Source organism: Couchioplanes caeruleus (assembly GCF_023499255.1).
In the GTDB taxonomy this organism is placed as follows: Bacteria; Actinomycetota; Actinomycetes; order Mycobacteriales; family Micromonosporaceae; genus Actinoplanes; species Actinoplanes caeruleus_A.
In genome coordinates this window covers 3601015-3625157 of the sequence record NZ_CP092183.1, presented here as the reverse complement: position 1 = coordinate 3625157, position 24143 = coordinate 3601015, and the positions used below count along the sequence as shown (strand labels likewise).

Below are 24143 nucleotides of genomic sequence, written 5' to 3'. Positions count from 1 at the left end.
GGGTGACTCGAGTGACGCCCACGGCCGCGCCCGCCGGCCTGCTCTCCGCGCCGCCGGACGGGCGGACCGCGCCCCTCGCGGAGTTCCCGCCGGGCAGCGTGGTGCTGGTGACCGGCACCGCGGCCGACGCGCCGGCCGCGGTCGTACGCCGCCTGGAGGATCTCGGCTTCACCGCGGGCTCGCAGGTGGAGGTCGTCCGCCGGGCGCCGCTCCGTGATCCCACGATCTACCGCGTACGCGACTACGACGTGTGCCTGCGCCGCGCCCAGGCGGCGTACCTGCTGGCGCGGGAGCTCGACGGATGAGCGAGCACTGCGGGGCGGCAGGCGACCACGTCGGCGGTGGGGTGGCCGGCGTGGCGACGCCGCGCCTCGCGCTCGTCGGCAGCCCGAACGCCGGCAAGACCAGCATCTTCAACGCGCTGACCGGCCTGCGCGCCAAGACCGGCAACTACCCCGGCGTCACCGTCTCCCGGTTCGTCGGCACGAGCCGGATCCACGGCCACCGCTACCTGATCGAGGACCTGCCCGGCACCTACAGCCTCGCGCCGATCAGCCCGGACGAGCAGGTCATGGTCGACGTGCTGGACGGCCGGCTGGACGGCGAGGCCCCGCCGGACGCCGTGCTGGTCGTCGTCGACGCCACCACGCTGCGCCGCTCCCTGCGGTTCGCGGCCGAGATCATCGGGCGCGGGCTGCCGAGCGCGGTCGTCGTGACGTTCACCGACGAGCTCGCGGCACGGCAGGGCGCCCTGGACGTCGAGGCGTTCGGGCAGGCGCTCGGCGTACCCGCGGTCGCGGTGATCGGCCGCGGCGGGCACGGCGCGGACCGGCTGCGCGACCTGATCGGCGAGTGGCGGTCCTGGCCGGCGCCGGTGCTGGCGCCGCCGGCCGACCGCGCCGAGCTCGACGCCTGGGCCGAGTCCGTGCTGGCCTTCGCCGGCTACCGGCCGCCGGGCCGGCACCGGACCACGCAGCGCGTCGACGCGGTCCTGCTGCACCCGGTGGCCGGCACGCTCGTGTTCCTGGCCGTCATGGTGCTGTTCTTCCAGGTCGTGTTCCGGCTGGCCGCGCCGCTGCAGGGGTACGTCGAGTCGTTCTTCGGCTGGCTCTCCACGGTGGTGAGCACCCACGTCCACAGCCCGTGGCTGGCCGGGCTGCTCGGCGACGCCCTGATCGGCGGCGTCGGCGGCGTCATGGTGTTCGTCCCGCAGATCATGCTGCTGTTCCTGCTCATCGCGGTGCTCGAGGGCGTCGGCTACATGTCGCGGGCCGCGTTCCTGATGGACCGGGTGATGGCACGTGCGGGCCTGGAGGGACGGGCTTTCGTCTCCCTGCTGTCGTCCTTCGCGTGCGCGATCCCGGGCATCATGGCGACCCGGACGCTGCCGTCGGCCCGCGACCGGCTCGCCACGATGATGGCCGCCCCGCTGATCACCTGCTCCGCCCGGCTCCCGGTGTACGTGCTGCTCATCGGGCTGCTGGTGGACCCCTCGGCCCGGGTGGGACCGCTCGGCCTGCAGGGCCTGGTCATGTTCGCCATGTACCTGCTCGGCGCCGTGTCGGCGATGCTCGCGGCCTGGGCGTTCAAGAAGATCGGCGGGCGCCGGGGCACGGCGATGCCGTTCTACATGGAGATGCCGCCGTACCGGATGCCGACGCTGCGCTCGGTGCTCATCGCCATGGGCCAGTCGGCGCGGTCGTTCGTACGGAAGTGCTCGACCATCATCACGGTCACGACGGTGGCGCTGTGGCTGCTGCTCAACCTGCCCGTCCACTCCGCCGCGGATCTGCGGGCACACGGCGTGGACCCGGGTGACGACCGGTCGGTGTCCGCGTACGTCACCGACCACAGTTATGCGGCTGCGCTGGGGCGCGGCGTCGCACCGGTGTTCGCGCCGCTGGGCTTCGACTGGCGGATCTCCATCGGCGTGCTGTCCGCCCAGTCGGCCCGCGAGACCTTCGTCGCCACCCTCGGCCAGGTCGCCGCCGCTGAGAACGCCGAGCAACCCGCTGAGGCGCTGCGGGCCATGACGTACCCCGACGGCCCGCGCGCCGGTCAGCGGGTCTTCACCGCGCCGACCATCGCGGCGCTGCTGGTGTACTTCGCCTTCGCGCTGCAGTGCATGGCGACCGTCGGCATCCTGCGGCGCGAGACGGGCGGCTGGAAATGGCCGCTGATCGCGTTCGGCTACCTGACCACGCTGGCGTGGGTGATGGCGTTGCTGGCGCGGACGGTCACCGCCCTGCTGACCGGGGCCGGCTGATGGTCCCCATCCACCCCCAGCCCTGCCCGGGACGGCCGGACCGGCTGCGCTGGATCACCCCGGCCGGCGTGCTGCCGTTCACCGGCGTCCCGGCCACCGTCCCGGCCGCGCTCGCCACGCTGCTGCGCGACGGGACGCTCGCGGCTGTGCGGGTGGAGGCCACCGCCGTCGTCACGGAACTGGCCGCGGGACGGAGCTGGGCACGTGACGGGTCCCGCGTACGGTCGGCCCTGCACGAGGCGCTCGCCGACCCGGCCGGCTGGACCCACACCCCGGCCGGCGCCGGCGACGCGGACGAGCCGTTGCGGGCCGCGGCCGCCGCGCTGATCGACGGCCGGGCGGGCGAGCTGGCGCTCTCCCACGGCGGCCTCATCGAGCTGCTGGACGTCCGCGACGGCGTGGTGACGGTACGCATGTCCGGCGCCTGCCACGGCTGCCCGGCGGCCGGGATCACCCTGCGCCACCGGCTCGAGGACGAGCTGCGGCGCCGGTGTCCCGGCGTGCGCCGGGTGGTCAGCAGCGCTTAGGCCTCGAACAACGGCGTGCTCAGGTACCGCTCGCCGGTGTCGGGAAGCACGACGACCACGGTGCGGCCCTCGAACTCCGGCCGCCGCGCCACGCGGGCCGCGGCGTACAGGGCGGCGCCGCTGGACACGCCGGCCAGGATGCCCTCGCTGTGGGCGAGCCGGCGGGCGGCCGACCGGGCCTGGTCCACGCCGACGCGGACGACCTCGTCGTACACGGTGGGGTCGAGCACCTCGGGCACGAAGCCGGCGCCGATGCCCTGGATGCCGTGCGGGCCGGGGGCGCCGCCGGAGAGGACCGGGGACTCGGCCGGTTCCACGGCGTACACGCGCAGGCCGGGGTTCTTCTCCTTGAGCACCTGGCCGACGCCGGTCAGCGTGCCGCCGGTGCCGACCCCGCCGACGACCGCGTCCAGGTCGCCGTCGGTGTCGTTCCAGATCTCCAGCGCGGTGGTGCGCCGGTGCACCTCGGGGTTGGCCGGGTTGTCGAACTGCCGGGGCAGGAACGCGCGCCGCTCGTCGGCGATCTCCACGGCCCGGGCCACCGCGCCGCGCATGCCCTCCGCCGCGGGCGTCAGGACCAGCTCGGCGCCGTACGCGGCCAGCAACGCCCGCCGCTCGGCGCTCATGCTCTCCGGCATGGTGAGCGTCAGCCGGTAGCCGCGCGCGGCCGCCACCATGGCGAGGCCGATGCCGGTGTTGCCGCTGGTCGCCTCCACGATGGGGACGCCCGGCCGCAGCTCCTCGGTGGCCTCGGCCGCCTCGATCATGGCGAGCGCGATGCGGTCCTTGACGCTGCCGCCGGGGTTGGCGGACTCGAGCTTCGCGAGCAGCCGGGCCGGCAGCCCCGGTTCGAAGCGGGACAGCCGCACCAGGGGCGTCCGGCCGATCAGCGCGGTGATGTCGTCGTGGACCATGGTGGGCTCCCGAGGGTGACGCAGGGTGCCGGCGCCCGCAGCCGGGCGCCGGCCGGGACGTCGGAGTGGACGAGGCAGAGGGCGCCGATCTCGGCGTCGTCGCCGATGTGGACGGGCCCGAGCACGGTGGCGCCGACGCCGAGCACGACGCGGTCGCCGACGGTGGGGTGGCGCCGGCTGCCCTTGGGGTCGCGGCGCCACCCGCGCCCGCCGAGGGTGACCTGGTGGTACATGGTCACGTCGTCGCCGATGCGGGCGGTCTCCCCGATGACGACCCCGGCGCCGTGGTCGATGAACAGTCGCTTGCCGACGACGGCGCCGGGGTGGATCTCGATCCCCGTCGCGTTGCGCACCGCCTGGGAGATCAGGCGGGGCAGCAGGGGTACGCCCCGGCGGTGCAGCCGGTGCGCGAGGCGGTGCGCCCAGACGGCCCAGAGGCCGGGGTAGAGCAGGACCTCGGCGCGGTGGATGCCGTACAGGGCCGGGTCACGCCGGCACGCGGCGCGGACGTCGTCCAGCACGAGGATTTCCTTCGAGGAAGGCGTGAACAGGGGCTGCGGAGTCAGCGCCCCGGACAGCGCTCGTCGAAGACGCGGCGCACGTGCGTGCCGGCGAGGGGTACGGCGAATCGGTAGCCGGCCAGCCGGCGTCGCGTACCCCTCTCGATCATGGACGCCACGCTATCCACGCGCATCCGCGCCGGACAGGGCCGAAAGACCCGCCCGCTGCAGGCGTACCTGCCAGACGTCGGGGCCGTCCTGCAGCCACTCGGTGGCGAACTGCCCGGCGTAGCGCCGGTCGATCTCGGTGAGCAGGGGCAGCGGGGCGTGCGGTGCGACGAGCACGAGGGCGCCGTCGGCAGGCACCGCGTCGACGGCGGCCAGCACGGTGGCGTGCCGCTGCGCGTGCGGGAGCGCCCGTACGTCGATCCGCGCGTCGATGCTGAGCGCCGGGGCCGGCGCCTCCGCCGCTGCGGAGGAGTTCCCGCCGCACCCGCAGCCGCCGCATCCGCACCCGGACCCGGACCCGGCCGGCGTGTCGTCCTCGCCGAGCAGCTCGTGCATGCCAGCGAGCAGCGCCGCGAGGTCGACGTCGCCGGCCTCCACCAGCACCGGCACGATCAGCTCGTTCTCCTTGGCGAGGTGTGCCTCGAACACCGCGCGCAGCGCCCGGGCGGCCGCCGCGGCGGCCACGGGGGACGGCGTGGTCTCCAGCTCGGTGACCAGCTCCGCGATCGCCCGGTGCTCCCCCAGCATGCCGTCGACCAGCAGCTTCGCCTCCGGGCGCCGGGCCGCGGCCGGGTACAGCGCCTCCTCCTCGGCGTACGCGTGCGGCAGCAGCTCGGTGTGCACCCAGCCGACGAGCGCGTCCCGCACCGCCCAGGTGCGCCGCAGGCTGCCGATGGCCGCGGCCTCGACGAGCTCTGCGACCTGCCGGGTCAGGGCGGCGGCGAGCTGCTCGTGGTGGGCGACGACGGCGGCTGCGGCGGTTCGGTCGGACTGTGACATGGCGCGCTCCTCGAAATTCGGCCGGGGCCTGGTTTTGCTGTCATTCGACGTTATAACGTTTAGCACCGTGGAAACCTCCGGTACAGGCCCGAGCGGCGAGACGATCGACACCCCGCGCCACCGCGCCCTCGGGTCGGCGAGCCGCGTCACGATCCTGCGGCTGGTGCGCGACGCGGCCGGCGGGCTGACCGCCGCCGACGTGGCGACCGCCACCGGCCAGCACCTGTCGACCACCCGCGCCCACCTCGAACGGCTCGTGGAGGCGGGACTGCTCGTCAAGGCCCGCGCGAGCGGAGGCCTGCCGGGGCGGCCGGCCTGGCGCTACCGGACCACCTCCGCCGACCCCGCGCCCGCGCCGTACCGGGCGCTCGCCGCGGCCCTGCTCGCCCACCTGCCGCGCGGCCAGGGCGACACCCGGGAGGCCGCCGGCCGGGTCGGGCGCGACTGGGGACGGCAGCTCGCCGCGTCCACCCCCGCCCAGGACGACCCCGTGGACACGGTGAGCGCCGTGCTCGACGGGCTCGGCTTCACCCCCCGGAGCCGGCCCGAAGAGCCCGGCGCCGGCGCCGAGCTGCACCTGCACACCTGCCCGTTCCTCGAGCTGGTCGGCCAGAACCCGGACGCCATGTGCGGGCTGCACGCCGGCGTCATCCAGGGCGTCCTGGACAGCCGCGGCGAGGACGGCGACGGGACCGTGCTGGAGCCGTTCGGCGCGCCGCACGCCTGCGTCGTCCGCCTTCCGCTGCCGCGCCGCCGCGCCGCCGGGGAACCGTGATGCCGGCGGCGGCCGGCCTCCCGGTCCGCCTGCGCGTACCCGTCCTGGCCGGTGCGGCGCTCGCCCTGCTCGGCGGCCTGTACGCGGCCCTGCTGCTGCTCGGCACCGCGGTCCCCGCACCCGGCACCGCTATCGAGGAGGTCCACGGGCCGGTCATGGTGTTCGGCTTCGTCGGCACCCTGATCGCCCTCGAACGCGCGGTGGCGCTCGGCCGCCGCCCCGCCCTGCTGGCACCGGCGTGCTCCGCCGCGGGCGCGCTGCTCCTGCTCGTCACCGGTCCCGCCCTGCCCGGCAAGCTGTTGCTGATGGCCGGCGGCGTGGGGCTGCTCGCCATCTACCGGGCACTGTGGAGGCGGCAGGAGTCGGTCGCCCTGCTCGCCCAGGGCGCCGGGGCCTTCGCCTGGTACGCGGCCACCCTGCTCTGGCTGGCGGGCTTCGCGGTCGCTGACGCCGTACCGTGGATGGTCGTCTTCGTGGTCGCCACCATCGCGGGCGAACGCCTCGAGCTGGCCCACGTCGCGCTCACCACCCCCGGTGCGCAGCGCTGGTTCCTGGCCACGCTCGGTGCCCTGATCACCGGGGCCACCGCCGCGAGCGTGTGGCCGCATTCCGGTACGCAGCTGTTCGGCCTGGCGCTGCTGGCCGTCACCGCGTGGCTGGCGGTCTTCGACGTCGCCCGGCACACGGTGCGCGGCACGGGCGTGCCCCGCTACGTCGCCGCGGGCCTGCTCACGGGATACGCCTGGCTCGCCCTCGCCGGCCTGCTCTGGGCCGGGGCCGGACGGACCGGGACGGGCGCCCGCTACGACGCCACCCTGCACGCCGTCTTCCTCGGCTTCACGCTCTCGATGATCTTCGTGCACGCCCCGGTGATCCTGCCCGCCGTGCTGCGCCGGCCCCTCCCCTACCGCCCGGTGCTGTACCTGCCCCTTGCGCTGCTGCACGGCTCGTTGCTGCTCCGCGTGGCAGTGGGCGACGCAGCAGGGCTCGAACCGGTCTGGCGCTGGTCCGGCGTGGCCAACGTCGCGTCGATCCTGCTCTTCCTCGCGTGCGCCGTCGCCGTGTCGGCCACCCGCAGCCGGGTTCCCGCATGAGCGTCACCTCCACGGGCCGGGCGACCTGGCACCGGCGGGCCGGCCTGCTGCCCGCCGCGTACCTGGCCGCGCTGGTCGTGCTCGCGTTCGTCCACCCGTTCCTGCCCGCGTGGCGCTGGCTCGCCATCCACCTGCTGCTGCTGGGCGCGGCGACGAACGCGATTCTCGTGTGGAGCGCGCACTTCACCGCGGCCGTCCTGCGTGTCCCCGCACCCTCGCACCGGCGGGCCGAGGTCTCCCGGCTGGCGCTGCTCAACGCCGGGGTGGTGGCCGTCCTCGCCGGCGGGACCGCCGACCGCCCCTGGCTCGGTGTGGCCGGCGCGGCCGCCGTCTTCGCCGCCGTCGCGGCCCACCTGGCGTGGCTCGCCGCACGGGTGCGGTCCGCGTTGCCCGCCCGGTTCGCGGTGACCGCGCACTACTACCTGGCCGCTGCGGTGGCGCTGCTCACCGGAATACCGGCCGGCGCATGGATGCTGGTCGCCGACGCCCCGGCCCGGTCGCGGATCCTGCTGTTCCACGCCCACGTCAACCTGCTCGGCTGGGTCATGCTCACCGTGCTGGGCACCATCCTCACGCTGTGGCCGACGGTGCTGCGGACGCGGATGGACCCGGCGGCGGCCGCCGCTTCCCGGACCTCGCTGCTCACCGCCGTGGGCGGCATCGGGCTGATCGCCCTCGGCGTGCTGGCGTGGTGGCCGCTCGTCGCCGTGGCGGGGCTGCTCGTCTTCGCCGTCGCCGTGCTGGTCACCGCGCTGCCCGCGGCCCGGGCCGCCCGGCAGAAGCCGCCGGTGTCGTTCGCCGCCTGGTCCATCGCGGCCGGCGCGGCATGGCTGCCCGTCGCGCTCGCCGTCGACGCGGCCACCCTGCTGCGCGCGGCGGGCCCGGACGCGGCGGCCGACTCCTTCGGCGTCGTGCTGACGCCGCTGCTCGTCGGGTCGGTCGCGCAGATCCTGCTCGGCGCGCTCACGTACCTGCTGCCGATGGCGCTGGGCGGCGGCCCGATCCGGGTCCGCGAACGCACCGCCGCCCTGGACCGCCGCTGGCCGCAACGGCTGGCCATGACCAACGCCGCGCTGGTCGTGTTCCTGTTGCCGGTAGGCCCGTACGTGCGGATCACCACTTCGCTGCTGCTGCTCGCCGCGCTGGTGCAGTTCCTGCTGCCCGCGGCCCGCCTGCTCCTGCTCGACCGGAGGTAATCATCATGTCCGACCGGCCCCTCGGCGGCCTCGCCACGGGCGTCGCCCTGGTCGTCCTCGCCACGCTGACCGGCGTCGCCGCGCAACGGATGGCCGGCGGCGACCCGGTCACGGCCGCCGCGACGACGACCGTCGCCGCCACCGGGCACACCACCACGGTCGCGGTGATGGTCGAGGACATGCGCTTCCGTCCGCAGCGGATCACCGTACCGGCGGGCGACCGGCTCGTCATCGAGCTGACCAACCACGACCGGCGGCGCCACGACCTGGTCCTGGCCAGCGGCGCCCGGACCGGTACGGTCGGCGCCGGCCGCAGCGCCCGCCTCGACGCCGGGGTGATCGGCGGCACCGTCGAGGGCTGGTGCTCGCTGCCCGGGCACCGCCAGGCCGGCATGACCCTGACCGTCTCGACCGACGGGCCCTCCGCCGCACCGGCGGCCACCGGCGAGACCGACGGGACGTCCGCCGCGCCCGCGGCCACCGGCGACGCGCCCGTCCCCGCGGCGGCCGCCACCGTCGACACGATGGCCGACCCGGGACCCGGTTTCCGGGCCCGCGACGCGGCGGCGCCGGCCGTGCCGCCCGGGCGCCTGCACGAGGTCACGCTGCACGTGCGTCAGGTCGAGCTGGAGATCGCGCCCGGCGTGCGGCAGACGATGTGGACGTACGACGGGATGGTGCCCGGTCCCACGCTGCGGGGCCGCGTCGGCGACACCTTCGTGGTCACGCTCATCAACGACGGCACCGTCGACCACGGCGTCGACTTCCACGCCGGCGCCCTCGCCCCGGACCTGCCGATGCGGCCGATCGAGCCCGGCCAGCGCCTCACCTACCGGTTCACCGCCACGAAGGCCGGCATCTGGATGTACCACTGCTCGACCATGCCGATGCTGCTGCACCTCGGCAACGGCATGTACGGCGCCGTCATCATCGACCCGCCCGGCCTCGCCCGCGCCGACCGCGAGTACGTCCTCGTGCAGTCGGAGCTCTACCGCGGCGGCGACCTGGCCGCCATGCGGGCGGACCACCCGGACGCCGTGGCGTTCAACGGGTACGCCGCCCAGTACACCCACCGCCCGCTGACGGCCCGTGCGGGTGAGCGCGTACGCATCTGGGTGCTCGACGCCGGCCCGAACCGAGACACGTCCTTCCACGTCGTCGGCGCCCAGTTCGACACCGTCTATGCCGAGGGCCGCTACCAGTTGCGTCCCTCGGACCCGGGCGGCGCGCAGGTGCTGCCGCTCGGCCCGGCGGCCGGCGGCTTCGTGGAGACCGTGCTCCCCGAGGCCGGCCACTACCCGTTCGTCAGCCATGTCATGGCCGACGCCGACCGCGGCGCCCGCGGGATGATCGAAGTGACCGGCCGCTGAACCGGCACTGAAAAACGGTTATGAAAAGGGTCTTTGTTCTTTGCCGCACGGGCTGGCAATATTGGCACTCCTCAATGGGAGCGCTCCCATTTCCGGACTGCGAGGACCAGAGATGACCCAGAACCGTGATGAGTCGGCCGCCCACTCCCGGCAGGTGCGCCGCAGAACCGTTCTGACGACGCTGGGCGCCCTGCCGGTCGTCACGGTCGCCGCGTCGCTGATGAGTGCCACCGAAGCCTCGGCCGCGGCCGCGAACATCAATCCGTCCGCACCGCGGCAGACGATCCGCGGCTTCGGGGCCATGTGTCACGCCGCCTGGATCGGCGACCTGACGGCGGCCCAGCGGGACACCGCCTTCGGCACCGGCGAGGGCCGGCTGGGATTCTCGGTGCTGCGGATCCCGGTGAACGACAACCAGGCGGACTGGGGCCGTGATCTGGCCACCGCGCAGCGCGCCGTCGCGCTCGGGGCGACTGTCTTCGCGTCGCCGTGGAACCCTCCCGCGAGCATGACCGAGACGTTCACCCGCGGGAGTCAGACCAATGCGAAGCGCCTCAAATACAGCTCGTACGCCGCCTACGCCCAGCACCTGAACGACTTCACCACCTACATGCGCAACAACGGCGTCGACCTGTACGCCATCTCGGTGCAGAACGAGCCCGACTATGCACAGACGTGGACGTGGTGGACCGCCGCGGAAATCGTCCAGTTCCTGCGGGCGAACGCCGGCTCGATCAGCACCCGGGTCATCGCCCCCGAGTCCTTCCAGTACATCAAATCGATGTCGGACCCGATTCTCAACGACGCCACGGCCCTGGCCAACGTGGACATCATCGGCGCGCACCTCTACGGCACGCCGTACGCCAACTTCCCCTACCCGCTGTTCCAGCAGAAAGGGGCGGGCAAAGAACTCTGGATGACCGAGGTCTACTACCCCAACAGCAGCGATTCCGGTGATTCCTGGCCGGGGGCGCTCGACGTCGGGGAGCACATGCACCACGCCATGGTGGACGCCGGTTTCCAGACATACGTGTGGTGGTACCTGCGCCGCAGTTACGGTCCCATGCGGGAGGACGGCCAGATCAGCAAGCGCGGCGCCGTCATGGCGCAGTTCTCCCGCTTCGTCCGGCCCGGGTACGTGCGGATCGACGCGACCGCCAACCCGGCGTCGAACGTCTTCGTCTCGGCGTACCGGGGCAGCGACACCGTCGTCATCGTCGCGGTCAACAAGAACACCTCGTCGGTGAGCCAGCAGTTCACGCTGGCCGGCACCACCGCGTCCGGCAGCGTCGCCGCCTGGCTGACCGACGCGAGCAGGAACGTCGCGCCCCAGAGCGCGCTCGCCATGGCCAACGGCTCGGTCACCGTCACCCTGCCCGCCCGCAGCGTGACGACCCTCGTGACCACCGTGAACGGCACGACCACACCGAGCCCGTCGGCCAGCTCACCGCCGCCCGCCGGGTCCGGGCCGCGAGTCGCCTACACGATGAGCACCTGGAGTTCCGGCTTCACCGCGACCGTCAGCATCACCAACACGGGCACCTCGGCCGTCAACGGCTGGACGCTGAGCTTCACCCTGCCCTCCGGGCAGTCCATCACCTCCGGCTGGAACGCGACCTACTCTCCCGCCAGCGGCCAGGTGAACGCCCGCAATGCCGACTACAACGGCACGCTCGCTCCCGGCGCCACCGTCGAGATCGGTTTCCAGGCCACCCATACGGGCAACACCGCCGAACCGGCCGCCTTCACCCTCAACGGCATTCCCTGCACCGTGGTCTGAAGCCCCATCGAACCACCCCACCGCCGCCCGCAACCGGCACCGCCTCGTAGCGCGCGACCGCCACGCCCCGGCCGGTCCCCGGCTCCGTTGCCACCGGCGCGAACCGGTCCCGGTGGTCCACCGTGCACAGGTGCGCCGGCAGCGCCGGCGTGATGTGCGGGGCACCGCCCACGAACCGGCGGCGCACGGTGTCCGGGTCGGCCGTCCGGATGGCCTCGGCGAGCTGCCCGGCGTCATCCGGCCGGATCGGGCGCAGCTGGACCGTACGCCCGTCCGCCAGGCGCAGGGCGCGCTCGCAACCGTGCGGGTAGCCGGGCGGCAGCTGCGAATTCATGCCTTCATCGTGACCGTACGGCCCGGGGCGGGCATGGGACGTTCGGCCCTGACATTCCCGTTCCCGCAGGTGTGTGATGGGGAGGTGACGACGTACCGCGACCGGGTCGACGCCGGCAGGAAGCTCGGCCAGGCTCTCCGGCACCTGCGCGGTCAGGACGTGGTGGTGCTGGGGCTGCCCCGCGGCGGCGTGCCGGTGGCGGCCGAGGTGGCGCGGGAGCTGGATGCGCCGCTCGACGTGATCGTGGTCTGCAAGGTCGGCGTGCCGGGGCAGCCCGAGCTGGCGATGGGCGCGGTCGGTGAGGACGGCGCCGCCGTGGTGAACACCGGCGTCGTCCGCGTCACCAAGGTCGCTCAGGAGGACCTGAGCGCCGCGCAGGCGCACGCCCGGGCCGAGATCCAGCGACGGGTGCGGGCCCTGCGCGGCGACCGGCGGCGGGTGGAGCTGACCGGGCGCACGGCCGTGGTGGTCGACGACGGCATCGCGACCGGATCCACGGCCCGGGTGGCGTGCCGGGTCGCCCGGTCGCTGGGCGCCTCGCGCGTCGTGCTGGCTGCACCGGTCGGCGCGCCGGACGCGGTGCGGGGCCTGGCCGACGTAGCCGACGCGGTGGTGTGCCCGCTGCGCCCGCGCGATTTCCGGGCGGTGGGCCGCTTCTACGCCGACTTCCGGGCGACCGGCGAGGACGAGGTCACCGCCGTGCTCGACCGGGCCGCGCTCAGCGACGCCCCCACAGCAGGTACGCGACCGGTCCGACCGGCTGCACCAGCAGCACCGGCCACCACAACGCCTTGCTGCCCCGCACCTGGGGACCCGGCCGGCGGGCGAGGTCGATCGCCGCAGCGGTGGTGAGCGCCAGCTCGACGGGCGCGAGCACCGCCGTCGTCCACCGCTGCCAGGCGGGCAGCTCCTGCCAGGTCCGCTGGGCCATCGCCGGTCTCCTTCTCGTGCTCCGCCAGGGTGTCACGGCGGTCCCGCGGCGACGATCGCCGCCGCGGGGCCGCCGCCGCGTCCGCAGGTCAGCCGTGCTTCTCCTGGCAGGGTACGCAGAATTTGGCGTGCGGGAGCACCTCCAGCCGCTCCGCCGGGATCGCGGTGCCGCAGGTCTCGCAGCGGCCGTAGCGACCGTCGGCGATGCGCTGCAGCGCGCCGGAGATCTGCTCGATGCTGCGCCGGGTCGCGGCCAGCAGGGCGGCCCGATTGTGGGCCTCGGCGGGGTCGCCGGTGTCGGCGTTGATCTCGGTCAGTTCCTTGAGCCGGGCGGTCTGGACGGCGAATTCCTCGCTCAGCGTCGCTCGCAGGTCGTCGTGCCTGCCCTGATCGACGTGGACGCTCATGTCTCCTCCTGGGAACACGGGAAAGGGGTAACAAAAAAGGGCCGAAGCTCCTACGGCTTCGCCCCTGGCGGTCGTGGTGGAGATGACCTCGACGCCGGTGGGCCGCGACCCGTGAGCTCCGGGCTCGGCAGACCGGCGGAGCCGGTGGCCGGCAGCGTCGACCGCGACGCCGGCGCCGGCTGGTGGGCAGCACGACGCACCGCCACCACCGTGACGGCACGCGAGCAGGACCTCACCACCAGCATCCGCTCACCATAGGTCGGTTACGACGACAAAGCCAGGCGGATCCCCGCCGGCGGGCCGCAGGTCGTGCCAGGGCACGCGGGTGACGGTGCGCCGCATCACCCGGCGGGCGAGGTGTTCCAGCAGCCACGGGCCCGTCCGCTCGGCCCGTTCGTAGCCGAGGAGCCGGCCCCAGCGCCCGCCGGCCACGATCGCCGCGACGACCCGGTGAGTCCCGTCGGGGTCGCGTACGGTCTCGAGGTCGGCGACCCGGCCCAGCGACCGCCCGGAGCCGTCGGCGACCGGCCGGCCGAGGACGTCGCTCGCCCGGACGGCCCGCGGCTGGTCAGGACTCATGGCCGGCTCCCGGGATCCGGCCGATCAGGTGGTCGCGCAGCCAGGTCTCCAGCGCCGGCTCGGGCAGCTCGTCGCGGCTCACGGTGAGGTCGATCGCGCTGCCGATGGCGCCCACCTGCGCGATGCCGATGCGCAGGGGCCCGTCGTCACGCGAGCCGGCGAGGCGGCGTGCGGGGCTGGCGATCCAGCGGCCCAGCCGGCCCCCGATGCGGCGCCCGAGGGCCCGCTCTCCGGTGAGCAGGGCGCTGATCCGCAGCACGCCGTCCGCGTCGTGGCTGAGCTCGACGTCGTCGACCTTGCCGACGGGCTGCCCGTCGCGGTCGACGATCTGCCGGTCGAGCAGGTCGAATCCGATGAGCATGTCAGCCGGCCCCCATCCTGGTGGTCATCATCAGCGGCACCGCCGCGACCGCCGCGACGAGAATGACGATCAGGTACGCGACGCCGAGCGCGTTGGCCGTACGGCCGTTGACCCGGTTCCCCAGGTAGCCGCGGTCGTTGGCGACGACGAGGATCGGCAGGTACGTCAGCGGCAGCGCGACGGCGCTGAAGATCAGCGTGTACTCGGTGAGCTGGATCGGGTCGATCGTGGTCAGCAGGATCGCCACGCCCACCACGATGCTGACCAGCACGACGGTGTGGAAGCGGGCCGCCTCCCGGGGCCGGCGCAGCTTGCCCCACGACCAGCCGAAGTACTGCGCGACCGTGTAGCCGGCGGACAGCCCGGTCTCCATGGCCGCGCCGAAGGTGGCGGCGAAGAACCCCAGCAGGGCCGCGGCGAGCCCGAGCTTGCCCAGCGCGAGGGCGGCGGGCATGGCGACCTGCGACAGCGAGTCCACCGACATCGACAGCGGGTGGAACACGGTCGCCGACGTCAGCATCAGCGCGAAGGCGAGCAGGCCGCCCAGCGGGAACCCGAGGAACACGTTGACCCGGGACGTGGCGAGGTCCTTCGCCGTCCAGCGTTCCTCGACGGCCCCGGAGGAGAAGAAGAACACCTCGTACGGGGTGAGCGCCGACGCGAACAGCGCGATCGCGAAGAACCAGTACGTGCCCCAGTCCTCGCCCTGCGGCGGCCCGGGGTGCGCCGCCTGCCGCCACAGCTCACCGGCATCGGGGCCGAGGTGGAAGAAGGCGACGACGAAGACGACCAGCGTCAGCCCGGTCAGCCCGAACACGTTCTCGAGCACGCTGAACTTCGCCCGCCACAGCGCCACCCAGAGCACGACGGCCACGACCGGCACCCACAGCAGGTAGTCGACGCTCGTCGCGAGCTGCAGGGCCAGCCCCACCCCGCCCAGCTCGGCGCCCAGGGTCAGGACGGTCACCAGGAACGACCCGACGAGGTTGGCGAGCGCCATCCGGGGCCCGAGCCGCTCGCGGACCAGGTCGAACACCGGCCGGCCGCTGACCGCCGTGACCCGCCCGCTCATCTCGGCGAACACGCAGATGCCCACGACGCCGACCAGCAGCACCCAGGCGTGCGCGATACCGAAACGCGCGCCCGCCTCGGCGTTGGCGACGATGTCGCCGATGTCGACGAAGCCGCCGATGGCGGTGAGGATCCCCAGCGCCACGGAGAAGATCCGTTTCATCGCCCGGCTCACCCCTCGGCGGTGATGAAGTCGTCGAGCTGCCGTGCCAGGTCGTCCAGCGCCCGCGCGCCGGAGCGCAGCGCCGCGTCGTCCGTGGCCCGCATGACGTCGCCGAGGGCGGCGGTCTCCCGGGCGAGCAGCGGGCCGAGGCGGTCGCGCAGCCCGGCCGCGCGCTCGTCGGGCGGCGCCTGGCCGGCGAACTGCTTCTGGACGCCGGCCAGCGCCTTCGCCGCGTCGTCGAACGCCGCTCCGGTGAACGCGGCGGTGGTCCGGTGCCCGGCCCTGAGCTGCGCGGTCAGCTTCGCGGTCTGCGCCGCGTCGTGGGCGCCCTGCGCCACCTGCAGCACCGTACGGTGATAGGCGCGATAGTCGCCGGGGCGCGACAGCTGCACCGCGAGGCCGGCCCAGAAGAGGACGGCGACGGCGGCCACGACGGCGATCTTCCAGCCGGTCCGCATGCCGTCACGCGCCGGTCTTCGTGGTGGCCCCGCCGAGGCTGCGGGCGGCGTTGACGAGCCCGACCAGGCTGAACGCCTGCGGCGTGTTGCCCAGCTGCCGGCCGGTGACCGGGTCGTACTCCTCGGCGAGCATCCCGACGTCGTTGCGCAGGCCCAGCAGCCGCTCGAACAGCGCGGCGGCCTCGTCCCGGCGGCCGATCCCCCGCAACGCCTCGACCAGCCAGAACGTGCACGCCAGGAAGGCGCCCTCGCCACCGGGCAGCCCGTCGACACCCTCGTGCTCCGGCCGGTACCGCAGCAGGAACCCGTCCTGGCACAGCTCCTTGCCGATCGCCTCGACGGTGCCCACGACGCGCGGATCGTCGTACGGCAGGAATCCCACCCGCGGCAGCAGCAGCAACGCCGCGTCCAGCCCGGCGGACCCGTAGTACTGGGTGAAGGTGTTGCGGCCGGCGTCGAAGCCCCGGGCACACACCTCGGCGTGGATCTCGTCGCGGATGCCGCGCCACCGGCCGGCGGGCCCGTCGAGACCGCTCTCCTGCACGGCGGTGACCGCGCGGTCGAAGCCCGTCCACGCCATGACCTTGGAGTGCACGAAGTGCCGCTGCGGGCCGCGTACCTCCCACAGGCCGTTGTCCGGTCGCCGCCAGTTGCCCTCGAGGAAGTCCAGCAGGGCCCGTTGCACGTCCCAGCCGTCCTCCGTCGCGGCGATCCCGGCGGCCCGGCTCAGGTGCAGGCCGTCGAGGACCTCCCCCCACACGTCGAGCTGGAACTGCCCGGCGGCGGCGTTGCCGACCCGGACGGGGGCGGCTCCCCCGTACCCGGGCAGCCAGTCCAGCGTGGACTCGGTGAGGCGGCGCGTGCCGTCGAGGCCGTACATGATCTGCAGGTCCGCGGGGTCGCCCGCCACGGCCCGCAGCAGCCATTCGCGCCAAGCCTTGGCCTCGGCGACGTAGCCGGTGCCCAGCAGGGCCTGCAGCGTGAAGGTCGCATCCCGCAGCCAGCAGTAGCGGTAGTCCCAGTTGCGCGGGCCGCCGAGCTGCTCGGGCAGCGACGTCGTGGCGGCGGCGACGATGCCGCCCGTCGGCGCGTACGTCAGGGCCTTGAGCAGGATGAGTGACCGGCGCACGGCGTCCGGCCACGGCCCGTCGTAGGTGTGGCGCCCGATCCACTCCTGCCAGAAGCGGCAGGTGCCGGCCAGGGCACGCTCCGGGTCCGTCGGGCGCGGTTTCGGCAGGTGCGACTTCTGGTGGGTGAGCACGAAGGGGATGCGCTGCCCGGCGCTGACGGTGAAGGTCGCGGTGGTCGTCCGGTCGTGGCTCTCCACGGGTACGCCGGCGTGCAGCCACACGGCGTCCGGGCCGGCGATCGCGGTGATGCCGTGCTCCGTGTGCCGCACCCACGGCACCACGTGGCCGTAGTCGAAGCGCAGGACCAGGTCCGAGCGCATCGGCACCCGCCCGGCGACACCCTCGACGATGCGGACGATGTCGGCGGCCTCGCCCCGGGGCGGCATGAAGTCGGTCAGCCGGACCGTGCCGTCGCCGGTGTCCCACTCGCTCTCCAGCACGAGGGTGTCGCCGGCGTACCGGCGGCGGGTGGCGGCCCCGGCGCCCTGCGGGGCGATCCGCCAGCGGCCGGCCGACTCGTCACCGAGCAGCGCGGCGAAGCACGCCGGCGAGTCGAACCGCGGCAGGCACAGCCAGTCGATCCCGCCGTCGCGGCCCACCAGCGCCCCGGTGTGCAGATCCCCGACGAGCGCATAGTCCTCGATCCTCGACGCCACCGCGTCACCGCTCCCCGCCGGACAGGGTGAGCACGACCTTGATGTCCCCGTCGTGAGCGGTCAGCGCGTCGGCGAAGTCCTGCAGGGGTACGCGCCGCGTGATCAGCCGCTGCAGCCACCCCTGGTCCGCCTGGGCGAGCGCGCGGGCCGCCGCGTGGTAGTGGCGCAGGTTGGCGTTGACGCTGCCGACCACGACGTCGTTCTCCAGCACGATCTGGCGGTTGTCCGCGCCGGCGTCGATGGTGAGCTTGCGGCCCGGCGTCGAGACGCCGGTGAGGCAGGTGATGCCGTACGCGCCGGTGTGCGCGATCGCGTCGAAGACGACCGAGCCGGCGCCGGTCGCCTCCACGACGATGTCCGGGCACACCTTCGCGGCCACGTCGGCGACGGGATCGTGGTGGTACGTGGCGCCCAGGGCCGCGACGGCGTCGGCCTTGGCACCCGCGGCCACCCGGTCCAGGACGTGCACCTCCAGCCCGCGCTGGACCCCGAGCAGCGCGGCCAGCAGCCCGATCGGGCCGGCGCCGGTGACCAGCACGGTGCGCGGCTCGTACCACGCCCGGGCGCCGATGCGGTCGATCTGCTCCCAGGCCTTGGCGACCACAGTGGTGGGTTCCATCAGCATGCCCACGTCGGCCAGCTGCGGGTCGAGCTTGACGGCGTACGCGGTGTCCAGGGTCCACAGCTCGGCGGCGTACCCGTCGAGCTCCTTGATGCCGCGTTCGGTGTAGCGCCCGTTGCGGCACATGTCGAACTCGCCGTGCGCACAAGCGCCGCAGGGCACCGGGTCGGGGCGGCGGACGACGCCCACGACGAGGTCGCCGGGGCTGAAACCGCTGCCGGGCGGGGCCTGCCGCACCCGGCCGAGGGATTCGTGGCCCAGCACCAGGCGCTCGCGTCCGGGCGGCGCCCAGCCGTAGGAGCCCTGGGCGATCTCCCGGTCGGTGCCGCAGACGCCCAGCGCCACGCCCTCGACCAGCAGCTCGCCGGCCCCGGCGGCGGGGTCGGGCAGGTCCTCGATGCGGGCGGAGCCGGCGGTGCCGGGTTGCACGGTGAGCGCGCGCATGGTTCCTCCAGGTGGGGTGGTCAGCCGGCGTGCACGACTTCGGGATCCGCGGTGTCGAGCGGCACCGCGGTCGCCGGCACCAGGCCGAGCTGGGTGTCGGGCCGGCCGGTCGCGGCCGCCAGCAGCCACGCCGCGGCGGTCCGGATCCGGTTGGCCGGCAGGGCCGTCAGGTGATACCCGCGGGTCACCGCGAGCGCGGGAAGGCCGGACAGGGGTACGCCCAGCGGGTTGGCCGCGGCGTGCCGGCCACCCAGGTCCACGGCGAAGCCGAGGCTCGAGTGCCGGTACGGGCGGCGCCGGCCGTGCCCGTACGCGGCGGCGATGTTGTCGGCAGCGCGGACACCCTGGCGTTGCGCGTGCTGGGCGGTCATCGCGGTCACCTGTCCCGGGCGGGTCAGGTCCGGCACGGCCGCGGCGTCCCCGCACGCCAGGATCTCCGGGTGGCCCGGCACGCCGAGGCAGGCGTCCACGACCAGCCGGCCCCCGTCGGTGCGCAGCCCGGTCGAGTCGATCAGCGGGTCCGGGCGTACGCCGACGCACCAGACCAGCGTGCGGCCGGGCACGAACGTGCCGTCGTCCAGGTGCACGCCCGTGGCCGTCGCCTCGGTGACCGACGTCTTCGTCCGCAGTTCGACACCGCGGTCGCGCAGCACCCGGGCGGCCGCGCCGGACAGCCGCCGGTCCAGGTGGCCGAGGATCCGGTCCCCGTGCTCGACGAGCAGCCAGCGGGGCGTGACGCCGCGAAGCCCGGGGTGCCGGGCGGCCACCTGCGCGGTGAGCAGCTGTCCCTGCGCGACGACCTCCGTACCGGTGTAGCCGGCGCCGACCACGACGAACGTGCAGCGGGACCGGCGCTCGGCCGGGTCCTCGGCCGAGGCCGCCATCTCCACCTGCCTGATGAGGTGGTCGCGCAGGTACAGCGCCTCGGGCACGCCCCGGAAGCCGTGTGCGTTGCCGGCCGCGCCCGGGATGGGCAGCAGCTTGGTGACGCTGCCGACGGTCAGCAGCAGCCGGTCGTACCCGACGTCCCTGGTCCGGCCGTCGGGGTCGCGGACCTGCACCCGTCGGCCCCGGTGGTCCACGGAGGTCGCCTCGCCGAGCATGACCCGTACGCCGGGAAGCGTGTCGGCCAGCGGCACGGTGACCTGCCGCGGTTCCAGGACGCCGCCCGTCACCTCCGGCAGCAGCGGCAGGTAGAGGAAGTAGTCGGTGGGGTTGATCAGCGTGATGTCGGCGGCGCCGCGCATCCGCCGGGACAGCCGGCGGGCGGCGTGGTACCCGGCGAAGCCGGCGCCGACGATGACGATGCGGGGTGGTGCCGTCACCGCCGCTCCTCCTCCGCCGCGGCCTGCGCCGCCGCGACGGCGTTGCCGCGGCGCCGCCGGCCCTGGATGAGGCCGGCGGCGATGGCCTCGACCGTCTGTTCCAGGTAGTTGAAGTCGGGTACGGCGACCGCCTCCGCCCGGGCGTGCAGCGTGCCCGGCGTGACGGTGTCGTCCATGCGCGCGACGTGGTGCCCGCCGTTGCTGTCCATCTCCGCTCCCCTCGTCGACAACTACAATGCACATAACCATGTTTGCAGTATGCAAACATTATTGGCGCGCAAAGTGGGCGGGGCCGGGCCAGGATCAGGCGGGGAGCTGCTCGTCGGTGTCGTCGGCGTCGTCCGCGCGGTGCGCCTGCCAGCCCAGCCACCAGTCCGACTCGGGGACCTCCCCGGCGGCGTCGGCGAACGCGGTCAGCGCCTGGATCACGGCCGGCTGCCACAGCTCGGCGGTCTGCGCGACGAGCTGCTCCAGCTCTTCGCGGCGGCGCAGCAGCACCTGCTCGACGACGTCGTGCCCGGCCGGGGTCAGCCGTACCCGGACCACGCGGCGGTCGGACATCGAGCGGGCCCGGCGCACCAGGCCCTTGCGGATGAGGCGGTCCAGCATGCGGGTGCCGGTGGACGGGTTCACCCGCAGCTCCTCGGCGATGTCGATGCTGCGCTGGGGACCCCGGACGGCGAGCACGACCAGGGCCCGGAACTGCGGCAGCGTGACCTCGCCCTCCACCGCGGCCAGCGAGCGGGCGGTCATGCCCACGAAGGCGCGGCTGGCCAGCATGAGCGCCTGGACCGTCGCGTCGCTGGAGGGCCGGGCGGATGGTTGCATGGGGACATGGTTGCACAATGGCCGGTTTCCGATGCCGCGCCGGAACCGCCCGCCACCAGGCCGGCGCCGTCGCGCCCGGACGGCGCGATGCCCCCGCCGGCCGGACCGTTTACCATCGCCACCATGACGACGTGGCGGGCTGCTCGATCGGCGCCGGACAACCTCGGCGGAAGGACGGCGTGATGCGGGTTCTGCTGGTCGCGCCACCCGGCGCCGGGAAGGGCACTCAGGGGGCGCTCATCGCCACCCATTTCGGCATTCCGCACATCGCCACCGGCGACCTGCTGCGCGACCACGTCGCCCGGCGCACCGAGCTGGGCCGGGCCGTGCAGGACCACCTCGACCGCGGCGAGCTGGTTCCCGACACCGTGGTGTTGGACATGGTCCGCGACGCCTTCATCGAGTCCCGCACCAACAACGGCGGCGGATACGTGCTGGACGGCATGCCCCGCAACATGACCCAGGCGCGGGCGCTGTACGAGATCGGCCGCAGCCTTGAGATGACCTCCGACGTCGCCCTGCACCTGAAGGCCGACGACGAGGAGCTGACCCGCCGGCTGCTGGCCCGCGCCGCCCTGGAGGGCCGCTCGGACGACACCGAGGAGGTCATCCGGCGGCGGCTGGCCCTCTACCATGAGGTCACGCACCCGATCGTCGACTGGTACGCCGAGCGCGGCATCCTCGTGTCGGTGGATGCCGTCCAGCCGGTCCAGCGCGTCGCCCGGCAGATCCTCACCGCGCTCGAGGCGATGCGACCGCTGATCGACCACGTGCCCGAGCACGCCCGGCGGCCGATCGACCTCACGAGCCTGGGCACCGCCTTCGGTCACGGCTGACCGGGCGGCGTCACCTCCACGCAGCAGGCGCCGGGTCGCGGGGCCAGCCGCGCCCGCGCGTCCTCCCCCAGCCCGTCGAGCAGGCCCGTGATGAAACTGAGGTTGAGCCCGCACACCAGCTCGGTGTGCCGGGCCGCGACGGCGTGGAACGGGCAGTTGTGCAGGCGTACGGCCCCCGCCGCCGCCTCCGGCTCGAAGCCCAGGCCGGCCAGCGCGCCGAGCACGTCACCGGCTCCGCGCATCGCCTGACCGAACCGGCGCCCCCGCTCCCGCGCGACCTGCCCGGGGGTCTCGTGGGCGGCCAGCGACTCGGCGAGGACGTCGGCCAGGAGCTCGTACTGCCGCTGCGGGATCGTGACGGTGAGCCCGTCGCCGGTGGGTTCGTACACCTTGGGGGCACGGCCACGCCCGCGGGGACGGCCGGCGGGGGGCTCGTACCGCGCGGCGAGCAGGCCGGCTTCGACGAGCTTGTCGAGGTGGAACGCGGCGAGGTTGCGGGACATCTGCGTGGCGTCGGCCGCCTCCTCACGCCCGACGGCGTGGTCCTGCCGGCGGACGTAGTCGTACAGCGCGCGGCGCGACGGGTCCGCGAGTGTGGCGACGGCATTCCACGGCTCGGTCACCACGCCAGATTATCACCCACGAGCGCTATTGAAATTCACCGGAGCATCCTCCAGGATTAAAACCAACAGTCGTTGTCATAATTCTGGAGGCCGACCGATGACGATCACCGCCGAACGGATCACCCCGCGAGACACCGGGCGGAACCCCGTCACCGCGGAACGCGCGGCCGCGGACTTCCTCACCGCGCTCGGTCTCGACCTCACGCGGCCGGGGCTGGCGGAGACGCCGGGCCGCATGGCGCGCGCCTACGCGGAGCTCCTCACGCCGCGGCCGTTCGACCTCACCACCTTCGACAACGACGAGAAGTACGACGAGCTGGTGCTCGCCCGCTCGATCCCGGTCCGCTCGGTCTGCGAGCACCACCTCCTGCCGTTCATCGGCGTCGCCCACGTCGGGTACCTGCCGGACGACCGCATCCTCGGCCTGTCCAAGCTCGCCCGGGTCGTCGAGCTGTTCGCCCGCCGCCCGCAGGTCCAGGAGCGCCTGACCAAGCAGGTCGCCGACTGGCTCGACGAGCACCTGCGCCCGCGCGGGGTCGGCGTGGTCATCGAGGCCGACCACCTGTGCATGAGCCTGCGCGGCGTGCAGGCCACGGGCGCCCGCACCATCACCTCCACCCTGCTGGGCACGCTGCGCGACGACGCCCGGTCGCGGGGCGAGTTCTTCGCCGTCGCGGGCCTCGGCAACCACTGATCCGGAAGGGACGAGCACATGTCCGACAACCGCACCTTCGTCATCGCCGGGGCCGGTCTCGCCGGCGCCAAGGCCGCCGAGACCCTGCGCGACGAGGGCTTCACCGGCCGGGTCGTGCTGCTCGGCGACGAGCCGGAACGACCGTACGAACGTCCGCCGCTGTCCAAGGGTCTCCTGCTCGGCACGGCCGCGGAGGACAGCGTGCACGTCCACGACGCCGACTGGTACGCCCGCCGGGACGTCGAGCTGCGCAGCGACTGCCCCGTCACGGCGATCGACCGGGCCGGGCACCGCGTCCGGGTGGCCGGGCGGGAGGACCTCGGGTACGACAAGCTGCTGCTGGCCACCGGCGCCAGGCCGCGCGGGCTGCCGCTGCCCGGCGCCGGCCTGGACGGCGTGCTGCACCTGCGTACCCTCGCCGACGCCCGCCACCTGGCGAAGACCGTAACCGGCGGCGCCAAGCTCGTCGTGATCGGCGCCGGATGGATCGGGCTGGAGGTGGCCGCGGCCGCCCGCACGCGCGGCGCCGAGGTCACCGTGGTGGAGACCGCCCGGCTGCCGCTGCACCATGTCTTGGGCACCACGCTCGCCCGCACCTTCACCGGCCTGCACCTGGAGCACGGGGTGGTCTTCCACTTCGGCGCCCGCACCACCGAGCTGCGCGGCACGGGCCGGGTCTCGCACGTCGTCCTGGACGACGGCACCGTGCTCGACGCGGACGCGGTGCTGGTCGCCGTGGGCGCCGAGCCCAACACCGCCCTGGCGGAACAGGCGTCGCTGCGCGTGGACAACGGCGTGCTGGTCGACGCCGCGCTGCGCACCGACGACCCGGACATCTTCGCCGCGGGGGACGTGGCCAACATCGACCATCCCCTGCTCAGATCACGGGTACGGGTCGAGCACTGGGACAACGCGCTGCACTCCGGGCCGGCCGCCGCCCGCGCCATGCTGGACCGGCCGGTGAGCTACGACCGGCTGCCGTACTTCTTCACCGACCAGTACGACCTCGGCATGGAGTACGCCGGCTGGGTCCCGCCCGGGGCCGACACCGGCCTGGTGGTCCGCGGCGACCTGGAGGGACGCGAGTTCATCGCGTTCTGGACCTCGGGCGGCCGCGTCCTGGCCGGCATGAACGTCAACGTCTGGGACGTCACCGACCAGATCCAGCACCTGGTCCGCAGCCGCGCGACCGTCGATCCGGCCCGCCTGCGCGACCCCGGCGTCCCGCTCGGCGAGCTGGTGCCCTGACCGC

The 24143-nt window shown here is 74.1% G+C and carries 28 protein-coding genes and 1 pseudogene; 13 read left to right on the top strand and 16 right to left on the bottom strand.

Annotated features, from left to right (window positions below):
• Positions 1-2: 2 nt before the first annotated feature.
• Genes COUCH_RS16780 through COUCH_RS16770 form a run of 3 tightly spaced genes read left to right on the top strand, consistent with a single transcriptional unit; the run spans position 3 to position 2793 of the window.
• Positions 3-305 (top strand): FeoA family protein, encoded by a 303-nt coding sequence (locus tag COUCH_RS16780; protein ID WP_249613020.1) that lies wholly within the window; start codon positions 3-5, stop codon positions 303-305.
• The gene (feoB, locus tag COUCH_RS16775) at positions 302-2266 is read left to right on the top strand and encodes a ferrous iron transporter B (protein ID WP_249613019.1); all 1965 of its coding nucleotides are present in this window, start codon (positions 302-304) and stop codon (positions 2264-2266) included. The genes COUCH_RS16780 and feoB overlap by 4 nt, the downstream gene beginning before the upstream one ends.
• A complete protein-coding gene (locus COUCH_RS16770) occupies positions 2266-2793 on the top strand; it encodes a NifU family protein (RefSeq protein ID WP_249613018.1) in 528 nt (175 codons plus the stop codon). Before feoB ends, COUCH_RS16770 begins: the two co-directional genes overlap by 1 nt.
• On the opposite strand, the gene cysK is transcribed toward COUCH_RS16770, so the two are convergent.
• The 3 genes from cysK to COUCH_RS16755 form a co-directional block, all read right to left on the bottom strand.
• Positions 2790-3707, bottom strand: a complete 918-nt coding sequence (cysK, locus tag COUCH_RS16765) for a cysteine synthase A (protein ID WP_249613017.1) — start codon at positions 3705-3707, stop codon at positions 2790-2792. The two genes, COUCH_RS16770 and cysK, sit on opposite strands and share 4 nt — an antisense overlap.
• Positions 3680-4228 (bottom strand): serine O-acetyltransferase EpsC, encoded by a 549-nt coding sequence (epsC, locus tag COUCH_RS16760; protein WP_249613016.1) that lies wholly within the window; start codon positions 4226-4228, stop codon positions 3680-3682. The genes cysK and epsC overlap by 28 nt, the downstream gene beginning before the upstream one ends.
• A 159-nt stretch (positions 4229-4387) precedes the next feature.
• Entirely contained in the window at positions 4388-5215 is an 828-nt protein-coding gene (locus COUCH_RS16755; protein ID WP_249613015.1) for a DUF2249 domain-containing protein, read from the bottom strand.
• 67 nt (positions 5216-5282) lie between these two features.
• Here COUCH_RS16755 and COUCH_RS16750 point away from each other — a divergent pair, with 67 nt between their 5' ends.
• The 5 genes from COUCH_RS16750 (at position 5283) to COUCH_RS16730 (ending at position 11430) form a co-directional block, all read left to right on the top strand.
• On the top strand, positions 5283-5990 hold the full coding sequence (locus COUCH_RS16750; RefSeq protein ID WP_249613014.1) for a helix-turn-helix transcriptional regulator: 708 nt from the start codon (positions 5283-5285) through the stop codon (positions 5988-5990).
• Complete coding sequence (locus tag COUCH_RS16745) at positions 5990-7084, top strand: hypothetical protein (RefSeq protein WP_249613013.1); 1095 nt, start codon at positions 5990-5992, stop codon at positions 7082-7084. The genes COUCH_RS16750 and COUCH_RS16745 overlap by 1 nt, the downstream gene beginning before the upstream one ends.
• Positions 7081-8280: a hypothetical protein gene (locus COUCH_RS16740; RefSeq protein ID WP_249613012.1), complete on the top strand. Its 1200-nt coding sequence runs from the start codon at positions 7081-7083 to the stop codon at positions 8278-8280. The genes COUCH_RS16745 and COUCH_RS16740 overlap by 4 nt, the downstream gene beginning before the upstream one ends.
• A gap of 5 nt (positions 8281-8285) precedes the next feature.
• Positions 8286-9650, top strand: coding sequence for a multicopper oxidase domain-containing protein (locus COUCH_RS16735; protein ID WP_249613011.1), 1365 nt, complete (start codon positions 8286-8288; stop codon positions 9648-9650).
• 112 nt (positions 9651-9762) lie between these two features.
• Positions 9763-11430: a cellulose binding domain-containing protein gene (locus COUCH_RS16730; protein ID WP_249613010.1), complete on the top strand. Its 1668-nt coding sequence runs from the start codon at positions 9763-9765 to the stop codon at positions 11428-11430.
• On the opposite strand, the gene COUCH_RS16725 is transcribed toward COUCH_RS16730, so the two are convergent.
• Positions 11402-11764 carry a hypothetical protein gene (locus tag COUCH_RS16725; RefSeq protein WP_249613009.1) on the bottom strand — a complete coding sequence of 121 codons (363 nt, stop codon included), beginning with the start codon at positions 11762-11764 and terminating at the stop codon, positions 11402-11404. The genes COUCH_RS16730 and COUCH_RS16725 overlap by 29 nt on opposite strands.
• A gap of 84 nt (positions 11765-11848) precedes the next feature.
• Between COUCH_RS16725 and COUCH_RS16720 the strand changes: the two are divergent.
• A pseudogene (locus tag COUCH_RS16720) lies at positions 11849-12481 on the top strand (phosphoribosyltransferase); the annotation flags it as partial.
• Position 12482: 1 nt separating this feature from the next.
• On the opposite strand, the gene COUCH_RS16715 reads toward COUCH_RS16720, so the two are convergent.
• Together COUCH_RS16715 and COUCH_RS16710 are read right to left on the bottom strand one after the other, a co-directional pair.
• Positions 12483-12695 (bottom strand): PLD nuclease N-terminal domain-containing protein, encoded by a 213-nt coding sequence (locus COUCH_RS16715; RefSeq protein WP_249613008.1) that lies wholly within the window; start codon positions 12693-12695, stop codon positions 12483-12485.
• An 88-nt stretch (positions 12696-12783) separates the two neighbouring features.
• Positions 12784-13101 carry a TraR/DksA family transcriptional regulator gene (locus tag COUCH_RS16710; protein ID WP_249613007.1) on the bottom strand — a complete coding sequence of 106 codons (318 nt, stop codon included), beginning with the start codon at positions 13099-13101 and terminating at the stop codon, positions 12784-12786.
• A 111-nt stretch (positions 13102-13212) separates the two neighbouring features.
• Between COUCH_RS16710 and COUCH_RS16705 the strand changes: the two genes are divergently transcribed.
• Positions 13213-13359, top strand: coding sequence for a hypothetical protein (locus tag COUCH_RS16705; protein ID WP_249613006.1), 147 nt, complete (start codon positions 13213-13215; stop codon positions 13357-13359).
• Here COUCH_RS16705 and COUCH_RS16700 read toward each other — a convergent pair.
• The 9 genes from COUCH_RS16700 to COUCH_RS16660 all read right to left on the bottom strand — a co-directional run bounded on the left by COUCH_RS16700 (position 13351) and on the right by COUCH_RS16660 (position 20738).
• Positions 13351-13680 (bottom strand): PRC-barrel domain-containing protein, encoded by a 330-nt coding sequence (locus COUCH_RS16700; protein WP_249613005.1) that lies wholly within the window; start codon positions 13678-13680, stop codon positions 13351-13353. The genes COUCH_RS16705 and COUCH_RS16700 overlap by 9 nt on opposite strands.
• Positions 13670-14041: a hypothetical protein gene (locus COUCH_RS16695; RefSeq protein WP_249613004.1), complete on the bottom strand. Its 372-nt coding sequence runs from the start codon at positions 14039-14041 to the stop codon at positions 13670-13672. Before COUCH_RS16695 ends, COUCH_RS16700 begins: the two co-directional genes overlap by 11 nt.
• A 1-nt stretch (position 14042) precedes the next feature.
• The gene (locus tag COUCH_RS16690; RefSeq protein WP_249613003.1) at positions 14043-15275 is read right to left on the bottom strand and encodes an NRAMP family divalent metal transporter; all 1233 of its coding nucleotides are present in this window, start codon (positions 15273-15275) and stop codon (positions 14043-14045) included.
• Between the two features lie 8 nt (positions 15276-15283).
• Positions 15284-15733: a hypothetical protein gene (locus COUCH_RS16685; RefSeq protein ID WP_249613002.1), complete on the bottom strand. Its 450-nt coding sequence runs from the start codon at positions 15731-15733 to the stop codon at positions 15284-15286.
• A 4-nt stretch (positions 15734-15737) separates the two neighbouring features.
• Positions 15738-17519 (bottom strand): glycoside hydrolase family 15 protein, encoded by a 1782-nt coding sequence (locus COUCH_RS16680; RefSeq protein WP_249613001.1) that lies wholly within the window; start codon positions 17517-17519, stop codon positions 15738-15740.
• Positions 17520-17523: 4 nt separating this feature from the next.
• Complete coding sequence (locus COUCH_RS16675) at positions 17524-18585, bottom strand: glucose 1-dehydrogenase (RefSeq protein ID WP_249613000.1); 1062 nt, start codon at positions 18583-18585, stop codon at positions 17524-17526.
• Between the two features lie 20 nt (positions 18586-18605).
• Positions 18606-19910 (bottom strand): NAD(P)/FAD-dependent oxidoreductase, encoded by a 1305-nt coding sequence (locus COUCH_RS16670; protein WP_249612999.1) that lies wholly within the window; start codon positions 19908-19910, stop codon positions 18606-18608.
• The gene (locus COUCH_RS16665; RefSeq protein WP_249612998.1) at positions 19907-20119 is read right to left on the bottom strand and encodes a hypothetical protein; all 213 of its coding nucleotides are present in this window, start codon (positions 20117-20119) and stop codon (positions 19907-19909) included. The genes COUCH_RS16670 and COUCH_RS16665 overlap by 4 nt, the downstream gene beginning before the upstream one ends.
• Before the next feature lie 94 nt (positions 20120-20213).
• On the bottom strand, positions 20214-20738 hold the full coding sequence (locus COUCH_RS16660) for a MarR family winged helix-turn-helix transcriptional regulator (RefSeq protein WP_249612997.1): 525 nt from the start codon (positions 20736-20738) through the stop codon (positions 20214-20216).
• A 182-nt stretch (positions 20739-20920) separates the two neighbouring features.
• Here COUCH_RS16660 and COUCH_RS16655 point away from each other — a divergent pair, with 182 nt between their 5' ends.
• Complete coding sequence (locus COUCH_RS16655) at positions 20921-21574, top strand: adenylate kinase (protein WP_249612996.1); 654 nt, start codon at positions 20921-20923, stop codon at positions 21572-21574.
• On the opposite strand, the gene COUCH_RS16650 is transcribed toward COUCH_RS16655, so the two are convergent.
• Positions 21565-22197, bottom strand: a complete 633-nt coding sequence (locus tag COUCH_RS16650; protein ID WP_249612995.1) for a helix-turn-helix transcriptional regulator — start codon at positions 22195-22197, stop codon at positions 21565-21567. The genes COUCH_RS16655 and COUCH_RS16650 overlap by 10 nt on opposite strands.
• 97 nt (positions 22198-22294) lie before the next feature.
• On the opposite strand from COUCH_RS16650, the gene folE reads away from it, so the two are divergent.
• Both folE and COUCH_RS16640 read left to right on the top strand, forming a co-directional pair.
• Positions 22295-22891 (top strand): GTP cyclohydrolase I FolE, encoded by a 597-nt coding sequence (folE, locus tag COUCH_RS16645; protein WP_249612994.1) that lies wholly within the window; start codon positions 22295-22297, stop codon positions 22889-22891.
• 18 nt (positions 22892-22909) lie between these two features.
• Positions 22910-24139: an NAD(P)/FAD-dependent oxidoreductase gene (locus COUCH_RS16640; protein WP_249612993.1), complete on the top strand. Its 1230-nt coding sequence runs from the start codon at positions 22910-22912 to the stop codon at positions 24137-24139.
• Positions 24140-24143 lie beyond the last annotated feature (4 nt).